Annotated in this window: 7 protein-coding genes and 1 pseudogene; 4 read left to right on the top strand and 4 right to left on the bottom strand. The window is 41.7% G+C overall.

Annotated elements, in window-relative coordinates:
• From ACFE90_RS29565 to ACFE90_RS29555, 3 genes and pseudogenes are all read left to right on the top strand, one after another.
• Positions 1 to 107: pseudogene (locus tag ACFE90_RS29565) on the top strand (photosystem II protein D1); the annotation flags it as partial.
• 222 nt (positions 108 to 329) lie between these two features.
• The gene (gene aroC / locus ACFE90_RS29560) at positions 330 to 1,418 is read left to right on the top strand and encodes a chorismate synthase (RefSeq protein ID WP_375505934.1); all 1,089 of its coding nucleotides are present in this window, start codon (positions 330 to 332) and stop codon (positions 1,416 to 1,418) included.
• A 541-nt stretch (positions 1,419 to 1,959) separates the two neighbouring features.
• Positions 1,960 to 2,742: a DUF928 domain-containing protein gene (locus tag ACFE90_RS29555; protein WP_375505933.1), complete on the top strand. Its 783-nt coding sequence runs from the start codon at positions 1,960 to 1,962 to the stop codon at positions 2,740 to 2,742.
• Between the two features lie 332 nt (positions 2,743 to 3,074).
• On the opposite strand, the gene ACFE90_RS29550 is transcribed toward ACFE90_RS29555, so the two are convergent.
• The 4 genes from ACFE90_RS29550 to ACFE90_RS29535 form a co-directional block, all read right to left on the bottom strand.
• A complete protein-coding gene (locus ACFE90_RS29550) occupies positions 3,075 to 5,789 on the bottom strand; it encodes a CHAT domain-containing protein (RefSeq protein WP_375505932.1) in 2,715 nt (904 codons plus the stop codon).
• 123 nt (positions 5,790 to 5,912) lie between these two features.
• A complete protein-coding gene (locus tag ACFE90_RS29545; protein ID WP_375505931.1) occupies positions 5,913 to 6,125 on the bottom strand; it encodes a hypothetical protein in 213 nt (70 codons plus the stop codon).
• A gap of 76 nt (positions 6,126 to 6,201) precedes the next feature.
• On the bottom strand, positions 6,202 to 8,151 hold the full coding sequence (locus ACFE90_RS29540) for a CHASE2 domain-containing protein (RefSeq protein WP_375505930.1): 1,950 nt from the start codon (positions 8,149 to 8,151) through the stop codon (positions 6,202 to 6,204).
• A complete protein-coding gene (locus ACFE90_RS29535) occupies positions 8,151 to 8,819 on the bottom strand; it encodes a response regulator (RefSeq protein ID WP_375505929.1) in 669 nt (222 codons plus the stop codon). The genes ACFE90_RS29540 and ACFE90_RS29535 overlap by 1 nt, the downstream gene beginning before the upstream one ends.
• Positions 8,820 to 9,165: 346 nt before the next feature.
• Between ACFE90_RS29535 and ACFE90_RS29530 the strand changes: the two genes are divergently transcribed.
• Positions 9,166 to 12,045, top strand: a complete 2,880-nt coding sequence (locus ACFE90_RS29530; RefSeq protein ID WP_375505928.1) for a filamentous hemagglutinin N-terminal domain-containing protein — start codon at positions 9,166 to 9,168, stop codon at positions 12,043 to 12,045.
• Positions 12,046 to 12,076 lie beyond the last annotated feature (31 nt).

The following is a 12,076-nucleotide window of genomic DNA, read 5'->3' as shown; positions in this document are numbered from 1 at the left end:
TGGGTATGGAAGTAATGCACGAGCGTAACGCTCACAACTTCCCCTTAGATTTGGCTGCTGGTGATGTTGCTCCTGTGGCAATGAGCGCTCCTGCTATCAATGGCTAATTCTGAACCATTAACTAAATAATAAAGCGCCCTCCCAAATTGGGAGGGCGCTTTTAATTTAAGTTAGTAACAGATACTGTTATGGAGTGGAGTTGGATAAAACTCAGAGACACTGTTGATAAATACTAAAAAATAGCGAAAAGTTCTACAAACATAAGAGTAAAAAAACTTTTGTAAGAACTCTAGGTAGAATACATAAGCCTCACCTTTTTCTTCAAAATCATGGGCAATATTTTTGGTCATCTATTTCGTATTAGTACTTTTGGCGAGTCTCACGGCGGCGGTGTGGGGGTTGTGATTGATGGTTGTCCTCCCCAACTAGAAATTTCGGCAGAAGAAATTCAAGTAGAACTAGATAGAAGGCGTCCCGGACAAAGTAAAATTACGACGCCTCGCAAAGAAGCGGATACCTGCGAGATTTTATCAGGGGTATTTGAGGGCAAAACTTTGGGAACGCCTATATCAATTTTGGTGAGGAACAAAGACACTCGTCCCCAAGACTACGACGAGATGTCCGAGAAATATCGGCCTTCTCACGCCGATGCAACTTATGATGCCAAATATGGCATTCGTAATTGGCAAGGTGGGGGTAGATCGTCAGCGCGTGAGACAATCGGAAGAGTAGCAGCAGGTGCGATCGCTAAAAAAATTCTTCGTCAAGTCGCCAATGTCGAAGTTATCGCTTACGTTAAGCGCATCAAAGACTTGGAAGGTGTAGTTGATCCAAATACTGTCACCTTAGAACAAGTGGAAAGCAATATCGTTCGCTGTCCCGATGCTGAATGCGGCGATCGCATGATTGAATTAATTGAGCAAATAGGTAGACAAGGTGATTCTATCGGCGGCGTAGTAGAATGTGTAGCGCGAAATGTGCCGAAAGGTTTGGGCGAACCAGTATTTGATAAATTGGAAGCTGATATCGCCAAAGGTGTCATGTCTCTCCCTGCTAGTAAAGGCTTTGAAATTGGTTCCGGTTTTGGGGGAACGTTGCTAACAGGAATTGAGCATAACGACGAATTTTATATTGATCAAAGTGGTGAAATCCGCACACTAACAAACCGTTCTGGTGGTATTCAAGGGGGGATTTCCAACGGAGAAAATATCATTTTGCGAGTTGCATTTAAGCCGACAGCAACAATTAGAAAAGAGCAGAAGACTGTAACTCGTGAAGGCGAAGAAACGCTCTTAGCAGCCAAAGGACGCCACGATCCTTGTGTATTACCGCGTGCAGTTCCGATGGTTGAGGCAATGGTGGCGTTGGTGCTGTGTGACCATTTGTTAAGGCATCATGGGCAGTGTAAGATTTTGTAGACCTGCATTTCACTGACAAAAAATATTAGCGTTGCAGAGAAAACGGGATAATTTAGCAACTTCCAAAGTTCCCTCTCAAAAAATATTTAGACTCTGTGAACCACCCACACTGACTTGGAGCTTGCCTTGTATAGTGTGGGATTTTTTACTCATAAATTAGTGCCTAAGCTTAGACTTTTGTGCGAGCTTTTCTTCAATGTTTCGATATGAAACGGGATATCGCAGATACCAGCGCACAGACAGTAGAATAATTTTGCAATGCAACTGTCGCCATTTGAATAGAGGTATCTTTCGCTGCTGAATTATTTGCCTTTTGCACTTTTATAGCAACGGACAGGGAGCTTAGGACAGCAATAAAATCACAAAGTACGCTGTTGAAGGCGCGTTTCCCGCGAACTGTCCTAACGGCTTTGGCAACTGCTATACCAGATCAGCACTAGTTTTTTCAACGCAACCGTATTTTCAAGCCCATCTGCAAAATATAGGTTGTTTAACCAGATATGTTATTAAGACTTGTCCTAGCAACTTATCGAGGTGGAACATGACTCAAATACTATGCCCTTCCCAAAAATATTTGAGGAAAAGCCTTTTTACATCTATTGATATTGCCTTGAGCTTATTGTTATTGATGCCTACAACAGTCTTAGCTGATGGAAAGAACAATAATTCTAACGATCCTCCACCTCAGACTACGGGAACTTCAGGTGGCTCTAGAGGATGCGAAACTCAGTCAGAAACATCTTTAAGTAGCATTCCAGCCCTCATTTTGCTTGCACCTTCCCAAATTTATGGGCAAACTTTGGCAAGCCGTCCTACATTCGCTTGGTTTATTAACAATTCCGCCTCCTTGCAAATGGAGTTTCGACTTTATGAGTATGACCCAGCTAGCAAACAATCTAAGTTGATAAAAGAGATTAAAGACAAAAATTTTAAAAGTTCACCGGGAATTATAATGCTATCTCTGTCCAATTCAGAATTGTTAGTTGGTGGAAGATATCTTTGGCAAGTCGAATTAGTCTGCGACGCTAATCGTCCGTCAGGCAATCCAGTTGCTACAGCTGCGATGAAAGTAGTTCTAGTTAAACCAGATTTGGAAAAGCAACTCTCTCAGAGCAATGATGTTTTAGCTAAGGCAAATCTCTATAACCAAGCTGATTTGTGGTACAACACTTTAGAAATCGCTTTAACCTCAAAGGATGAGCCGAAGCTGAGAGAATTAAATATGTTTCTCTTAGAACAGGTAGCAAATGGATCTGAAACAGGACAGAAAGAACAAATTCAAGTAGAACTTACAAAAAGCCCAATTCATCAATTGCAACGCTAGTATAAACGTTTCAATTTCAACCAAAAACACTTAAAAATTTCGGTTCTACCGCTCTCCTTATGCTGTGGGATTAAAATTCAGGTTTTATAAGGAAGCTTTAAAACCTGAAAACCCATTCACTCTCAAGAATACAGTCTATAAGACAAGTTTATTTATTCTTAGAGTCCATAAAAGGAGCGATAGACCCAAAATTTAAAATTGAAGACAGCGTAATTAAACATAAGATCAAACCTCACCCTCAATCCCTCTTTGAACTCACAAAGAGGGAAGCCGGCGGCAGGGTGAGGTTTTATATTTAATTTGACCCACTTACTTATTAACTGTTCACTGATTTAAAGCCAGTTACCAATGAGGATGAATGGTGCCCAGTATCCAGGGTGACTTTCGAGTTGCTGCTGATGCGCTTGTAACCAAGCTATTTGAGTTACCTGTAAGGCTCTGGCCTTACTTAGTCCACTGTGCCAGCTTTGATAAAATTTGGCTATCAGTTGTGCAGTTGCTGCATCATCAACTTTCCATAGAGAACCTATGGCGCTTTGAGATCCGGCTTGGATGGCAATACCAGCCAGACCTAATGTTTCACGATCGCTACCTACTGCTGTTTCACAAGCTGTCAAGGTCAGTAACTCTATGGGATTATTGCGATCACGACTATTACTAATTAGTTGATAAAGGTCGGTTATTGTCAATTTTTCATTATAAGTCTCAGTTTTGTCAAATTTTGGATGATTTGCTTCAATTTTTTGACCAGTTACCAAGAACGTTTCTCTATCATCAATACCAAACTTGCCGTGTGTTGCTAGATGAATTACTGAGAAAGTATTTTTTTCTAACTCTTGTTGCAATCGCTCAGGTGTAAAGTCTTGATCTAGTAAGCCATTGCTTTTAGGTAAACTCGTTGTAATGGTTTTAAGCTCTAATTTAACTTGATCAAGCGGCTCAAAAAACTTTGTCCCCGTATCAGTTTCAACAGTAGCTGCTTGTGTCAAGCCGAAAGCCAATATTCGTAATTTTTGAGGGTTATAGCGGATTGTATTGGTTAGAGTCAGTGCTGGGGCAGTAGCGATCGCATACTTTTCAATCAAAAATTGCTTGCCGTCAAACAGCGCCCCCATCGGGATACTCCGAAGAATTCCATCTTGGATAAATACTAAAGTTTCGATTCTCTCTGTTTCCAAATCTTTGATAAAAGGACGAATGAACCAGTCATATACTTGTTTTGCTCTGGCTTGATAACTGTTTTCTAAATCTGAGCGTTTTTCTAGTTTTATTCGTAAGTCATTGATTACATCTTTGACTTCCTGACTGTTAGCAGACACCCAAACAAGTCGTGATTTCAATTTTTTATGCTCATCAGCCAAGGTAAGAATGATCGCCAGGCGCTCTTTCAAGATAATCGAACTAAAGACAGCAGTGTTTTTTCCTATTAATGGGACTGGTTGCTGAATCTGTGCTAAAGCACAATCATTACCTAAATAATTTTGTAGTTCTGCTAGCCTTAACTCATCTATGGCTAGAAGGGCAAATTCCAAATTCTGTTGAATATTAGATTCTTGAACAAGATGCTCAGTTTGCTCTAGGCGTAATTCAAGTAACTCGCGGTAAACTGGTTCAACATTGTCTCGAAAGTCAAATTGAAAATCTCGCTGTTCTAAGCTAAGGTCGTTGCGGATACTTTTGAGGCTGTCAAAAGATTGTTCATAAAAATTAATCGCTTCTTTCACCTGACCTGTGGCTCTAAATAGCCGTCCCGCCTGCCAAGCCCACAAGTAAAGGTTCTGATTTGCGACTGTGCCAATAAGAGCTTGTTGAGTAAAATTTATAGCTTGTTGGTAATCTTGGAGACATTCATAAACGTGTCCTAACCTGCCTTTGACAAAAGATTCTGCCTCTCGATCCTGTATTCTTTGAGTTATGGACAAGGCTTTATTGAGTAGCTCAACAGATTTGGGTAAAAATTCTGACTCTAAGCATTGAGTTGCTGGCTCAGTACTAATCGACTTGTTCTTCTGGCTGACGAGTTGTAAAAGATTAGCAAGTTGAATTGCCGCATAGGCTTTATCGTAAGAATCTGACACCTGTTCTAAGACGACGATCGCTTGCTGTAATGTATTATTAACTATGGCTTTATCCTGGCGATCTTGCCGATAGTAAAGCCTAACTAGACCTAGTAGCGATCGCAGTTCATTTACTTTATCGTTTTGGCTACGAGCTAGATTCAGACTTTCCTCAAAATACTGTACAGCTTGCCGATCATTGCCAATAGTGGATTGCTGAAATTTTTGGGCAGCTTTTTTATCACCTATCTCTTTGGCGAATTCAGCATGGCGTTCATTGCGCTTGGACAGATTAGCGTAAGTATTAGCTAAACCATTGAGAGTAGACACTATGTAAGTTTGATTATTGATGCGTTTGGCGATTTCATAGCTGCGTTTAAAATCTTGAATAGCTTGCTCATACTCGCCTTGGAGACGATGAGCATTTCCCAAACTACCCCAAGCAGCTACTTCGCCCAGATTATCTGACTGTTGACGAGCAATTTCTATGGCACTATCTGAGCTACAGGTTGCATTGCTTTGATTTTGACCGCACAAAATGGTAACTGCGCGTCGCTGCTGTCCCAGGTTACTGTAAAGTTGAGCCTGTTCTGTCAGCATCCGTTCTACTTTTATCGGCTCGTTTGTTTGACGATAGTAAGCAATAACTAGTTTTAATTGGGCGATCGCTTCAGATATTTGACCTACTTGTTGGTATGCTCTGGCAAGGTATGCCCGGACATTTATTTCCTCAGAATCATTACTGTGACGCTGTTGATTAGAAAGGGCTGCTTCCCAAAACTTGATTGCTCCTTGAATATTGCCAGCTTGATATAGCTCAAGTCCTTGCTGTATTGGCTGTGTTAAAGCCGACGATTTAGCTGTTGTTATCTCTGCGATTCCTTTATGCCCAATTGTTAAGGAAGGATGCCCTAACCACAAGCATAAGGTTAGCGTTGTCAGAAAGAGAACTGTCCAAATGCGACGAACACGGTATGGCAAGCGTTGCATGATGGCACAAGTAATACTTGATAAAGTGGATTTCTTAGTTAATCAGCGATCGCTTTAAGCAATGCTCAGTCTCGGTATTGCGATTATATAACTGAATACAGTATTTCATTAATTCCTAGCGAATTAAAAAAAGGCAATACTCTGCAATGCTAATGCATCGGCTGACAATGCCAATGCGTCGGCTAACAATGCCAATGCATCGACTGACAATGCCAATGCATCGACTGACAATGCCAATGCATCGGCTGACAATGCCAATGTATCGGCTGACAATGCCAATGTATCGGCTGACAATGCCAATGCATCGGCTGACAATGCTAATGCATCGGCTGACAATGCTAATATATTTTTATGTATTAAACGCTACGTTTTTAGGCAAAATTGTACTTAGTTAGAGAAGCAAATCTCCGACTTATTTAATTAATAATTGCCACCAATTACTTGCAATTGGCCAAGTCAATTCGCAGACAGTGCCTTGTGGAGAGTGAGGAAATCGTCGAAACTTGCCTCTCAATTGTCGTGCTAAATCTTGAGCCTGTTCTGTTCCCTGTCCGCCACGTTGAGAGTTTTTAGATAAATTTGCAAATCCGTTATCAATTATTTGCAAGCAATACTCTTTCGACGATTGCGTACAAATAACATCAAGACGGGTAGCTCCTTGGGAATGTTTACCTACATTACATAAAGCTTCTTGCAAAAAAAGGTATAAGCCTCGCTTTTGATTTGGACTTAATTGGCAATCTTCTAATGGTTCAAAATTAGGAGGAATAAAACTTAGAATTGATCCAAATCCTTGAAAATTTCTTTTTAAGGTAATGTCGTAAACATAATAAAGCATCTCAGCAATTGGAGTTTGCAAATCGAGAACTTCATTTCCCTCTAAATAAACACTATCATTGCGACTGAGCATTTCTTGACTGAGATACTCAGGAATAATTCGTAACTCTCGATTTAGTTGTTCAAGCTGCGATCGCAATTTTTCAACCTCTATCTCTTCTTCGCCAAGATTCCTTAATATCACAGCTAGACTTTGCAGAGGCCCATTATGAATTGCTTCAAAAGAGCGCTTAAGAGTTAAACTGCGCTGTTCAAGTAACGCTCTTAAATCTCGGTCAAAAAAAAATGTCGTTAATCCTGCACTCGTAAGAGCTAACAAGGTTGGTACAAAAGGAATCCACCAACCCAGAACCAGGCCAATAAAACAAATTCCGACAATTTCGATACTAATTATACCAAGGCTAAACAATGTCTTTGCAGGAGATTGGAGGATTAAACCCAAAATGATGCCGAATAAACCCCAAGCTAAAATCCATAAATACTCCCAAATTTCTGACCATACTTTTAATAGCGGTCGTTTGTCTAAAACATAACTAATAATTTGGCTCGTGGCATGAGCATGAACTTCTACACCATAAATCCATTGGTATTGATTAGCAGACTCTTTAACTCCTAAAGTCGTCGTATAAACTGTATTTTTGGCTGCGGAGGTGATAAAGTTATCTTTAATGCTGGGGGCAGTCATGCCAATAATGACAACGCGATCGCGAATCCAGCTAGGATCAATTTTTTTATTAAGGACATCTCTAAGCGATAGGGTACGAAAAGGTTGGGGATGAGAGCGGAAATTAAGTAACACTTGAAAGCCATTGGCATCAGTTCCCACATATCCGCCAGAATTAGGAAGAAACCGAACTAGTTGACTAGAACCGAACTTGATGGGGTCATAAGAGCGACTGCCATGATCAAACTTTATTCCTTGTTCGCGCAGATAAAATTGTGCTAGACGCAGAGGTAGAGAGTATTTCAGTTCTCCAGAATAAGTTTTACTTGCTATTAAGCTACGTCGCAGCTTTCCATCCGGGTCTACAATGAAGTCTGCAAAGCCGACTCGTTCAGGAGGTAATTCCGGCGGTGGTTTAATATTAAAAGATTGCTTTTGATTTAATGCTACTTCAACTCCAATCAGATTTGGATTCTCTCTCCAGGCAGGCGCAAGCTCTGCATCAGCCGAATTACTTTTATCTCTAAAAAGGTCAAGACCGATAACTCTGGGTTTGTAGCTATTTAAGATACTCAACATTTGGGCGATTTCCCGATCTGGTATAGGAAACCTGCCTACATAATTGATATCTTCTTCATCAATACCCACAATTACCACCCGCGAATCTACAGCTTCATTAGGTCGCAGCCGTAGCAATTGATCGAAAGCGAGCCACTCTTGCGATTGCAATAATCCTGTTGAGCGGACAAGCATAATTAATCCTACTACTGAGAGTCCTGGCAGCACTACTTCTTGCCATAGTTTCAGTTGTTTGTAAGCTTTTTTACAGAAATTGCTTTTAGTAATAAATGCCAATTTCATCAGTTGATTAATCCAATTTTTCGAGCTGCAATTTCAATTTGAATTCTCAATTCTTTACCAGGTTCGTCATAGACACCCAAAGCATCTTGCAGTCTAATCCAGTAGTTTCGGACAGTGCGATCACTCAACTTCATTCTTTGAGCGATCGCTTTATCTGTTAAGCCTTCTTGATATTTCAGCGTCAGTACCTCGATCCATTTTCGGTCAAATTCGGGACGCGATCGCAGTTCTGAAGATAAATAAATAGAGCCGCGTAATGCCAAGTCAACGAACTTTAACATTTCGCGGATTGGCAAAGACTTATCCATAGCGGCAAAGCCACCTTCATAAGCATTAATTATCGGCTTGAGACGCACCAACGGTTTAACATTGGTACTCAGCACCACTAGATTAGGGGCGAGAGGGCTTTCCATCAAAGTTTTGATCAGTTGCATCCCAACCTCAACCTTCGCTGGAGCTTGAGGCTTTTCTGGCAAACATAAATCCACAATTAGCAAGTCTGGGTGGTGGCGTTCAAATTGCTGATATGCAGTCTGGGCATCCTGAATTGCAAAGATTTCTGTTTCCGGATATTTCTCTTTGAGTGCTGGAATTGTACCTTGAAGAATTGCTTCATGGTCATCAACAACTAAAAATTTTTGCAAAGTTTGTTTTGGCTCTCGATTCATAACTGGTTTACTTTTTAATAGATTTATTTAACCTACCAAAACTATTAGAAGGTCTAACTTTTTGTTGCTATAATTTAACTTGCATCTTAAGTAAAACTTATCGTTCAAGACTAGGATACAAATAATTAACTGACTGCGTGTTGCAGTTTGAGGAATTTAGTTTTCCAAAATTGGAAAATCAACACTTTAGTTAAGAAATATAACAACTTATTAAAGTTGATAACGTAGTATCACTACTGGTTGTAAGGAGTTGAGAAGTCTTGTGAAAGCTAAATTAAGGTGTTATCAAAGCTGGGAATCGCTGCTATATGCTTGTGAAGCGATAAGTATAATGGGATGCTGTGCGATGGGGTACGCCCCGGCTTTGGCGATCGCAACTTTTTTAACAATTAACCCTGTCAACGCTCAAATTGTTCCTGATAATACCCTTCCAGTAAATTCCAGCGTCGCGCCAGGATGCACAGCTTGCACCATTGAAGGGGGAACAGTTCGCGGTAGCAGCCTGTTCCACAGTTTTAGCGAGTTTTCTGTACCGACAGGTGGGGAAGCGTTTTTTAATAATGATGCCACGTTGATTCAGAACATCTTCACTCGCGTTACAGGTAACTCAGCCTCTAATATTGATGGGTTGATCCGAGCAAATGGCACTGCAAATTTATTTTTAATCAATCCGAATGGAATTGTCTTTAATTCCAATGCCTCTCTAAATATTGGCGGTTCGTTTATTGCAAGTACAGCTAATAGTCTTAATTTTAGCGATCGTATTAAGTTCAGTACTGTAGAATCTCAAACTCCACCTTTGCTGACTATCAATGTACCCATTGGCTTACAATTTGGAACGAATTCCGGAAATATTCAGGTACAGGGTTCTAATTTAGAAGTTAATCCTGGTCAGACCTTAGCACTTGTGGGCGGTAATGTACAGCTTAATGGTGGGCAACTCCTAGCTCCAGGTGGAAATGTGGAGTTGGGAGGTATAGCAGACACTGGTACAGTTGGTTTAAGTATTAATGGCTTATACCTTAGTTTAAGTTTTCCTGATGGCATTGAACGAGCTGATGTATCTCTGGGCAATGGTACTGATGTCAATGTACTCGCTGGTGGTGGGGGTAGTATTGCGATCAATGCCCGCTCCTTGGATATGACTGGAGAAAGTACACGGCTACGGTCAGGGATAAGATCAGGGTTGGGTTCTGTTGACTCACAGGCGGGAGATATCGAAATTAATGCAACACAGGCAATAAACCTGAATGGAAGTCGTATCTCTAATCGGGTGCAATCAACAGCTGTTGGTAACAGTGGCGACATCAATATTACCACCGGCTCGCTTTCTGCCAGAAATGGCGGTAAACTGAATACCGAAACCTATGGACAAGGGAATGCGGGCAGTATAAACATAGTTGCGCGTGATACCGTTTCCTTTGATGGGGTGAGTAGCTCCAAGGAAGCCAGTGAAGCATCCAGCGCTGTACGGCCAACAGGCGTGGGCAAAGGTGGCAACATCAACATCACAACTGGGTCACTCTCTGTTACTAATGGTGGCCAGCTGGCTGCTACCAACTATGGTGGAAAGGGGAATGCAGGTAGGGTAGATATCGTTGCCCGCGATACCATTGTCTTTGATAAAGGACTTGGTAATAACTTTACTGGAGCATTCAGCAATTTGTGGTCAAAGGGGGAAGGTAACGGTGAGGGCATCAATATTACCACTGGGTCGCTTTATCTCAAAAATGGCGCTGTATTGAATGTCAGAACTCAAGGAATAGGAAATGCAGGCAATGTGAATATATTTGCCCGCGATACAGTTTCCTTCGACGGTGTAAGTGCTAATGGCACAAGTGCCACTGGGGTAGTCAGCGCAGTGGAGACAGGAGCCAGAGGTCAGGGAGGCAATATTAACATCACGGCTGGGTCGGTTAGAGTGAGCAATGGCGCTTTACTCAGTGCTGCCACTTCTGGAGAAGGGAATGCGGGTAATGTGAATATATTTGCTAGAGATACAGTCTCCTTGGAAGGAGCAAGCAACAATGGAGTTCCCAGTGGAGCATACAGTAGTGTGGAATCAACAGGTATAGGCAAGGGGGGCGATATTAACATCACAACCAAGATACTGTCTTTGAAGGATGGTGCTTTCCTAAGTGTTAGAACCCGTGGACAAGGGGATGGAGGTAAGATCACCTTGAGCGCTAATACATTAGAAGCTATTAGTGGTGGACAAGTTATTACCACCAGCGATGGTATTGACAACGCAGGTGATATTAAACTTAATGTCACTGACAGCATCACCCTTTTTGGTAGCAACGCCAACTATTCTGCTCGACTTGACCAAATAGTAGCCCGATTTGGTTCAAATATAGGTCAAACTGTAGATCCTGCAAGTGGGCTGTTTGCCAATACATCTGAAACTTCCACAGGTAGAGGCGGAGAATTAACAATTAATACCAAGCTGTTTAATATCCGAGATGGGGCCCAAGTGACGGTGAGCAGTCAAGGGTCAGGAATTGCAGGCTCATTAATAGTTGAAGCTGACTCTATCCGTCTTGACAACAAAGCAAAAATCAGTGCTGACACAAATGGAGGACAAGGAAATATTAATTTGCTCGCGCGCGATTTTTTACTCCTACGCCGAGGTAGCAGCATCACTACCAATGCCACTGGTGCTGCCACTGGTGGCAATATTACGATTACTACCGACAATCTAGTGGCTGTTCCTAAAGAAAATAGTGACATTAGCGCCAATGCCGAAGATAGCTTTGGTGGTCGAGTAATTGTCAATGCTTCTGGCATCTTTGGCACACAGTTTTTTCTACAACCCACGCCATTAAGTGACATTACAGCTAGTTCTGCTCGTGGTTCTGAATTTAATGGCGTAGTGCAACTCAACACGCTTGATGTTAACCCTAGTCAAGGCTTAACTGCTCTGCCCACAAACATCATCGATACTTCCCAATTAATTGCCAATAGTTGCATTGCACGGAGTAAACGACCAGAAGGGAAATTCATCATCACAGGAAACGGAGGTTTGCCAGTGATGCCAGATGACCCCTCAATTGCACCCTATCAGACTTATCAAATACCGACTATCCAGAGCGCAACTATTTCAACGCCACAAGAAAACGCTCTCGACCTAAAAAACCCTACTACTAGCAACAAACCTTACTATTCTGGTAAATCTGCGCCAGTGATTGAAGCTCAGGGATGGATGGGGAGCAACGCGATTTGGTGAGGTAGGATCAAAAACCAGCGATCGCTAAAAA

It is taken from the genome of uncultured Nostoc sp., from assembly GCF_964245445.1.
Lineage (GTDB): Bacteria > Cyanobacteriota > Cyanobacteriia > Cyanobacteriales > Nostocaceae > Nostoc.
Note: the sequence above shows the minus strand (reverse complement) of the source record. Positions and strands in the feature narration are given on the sequence as shown.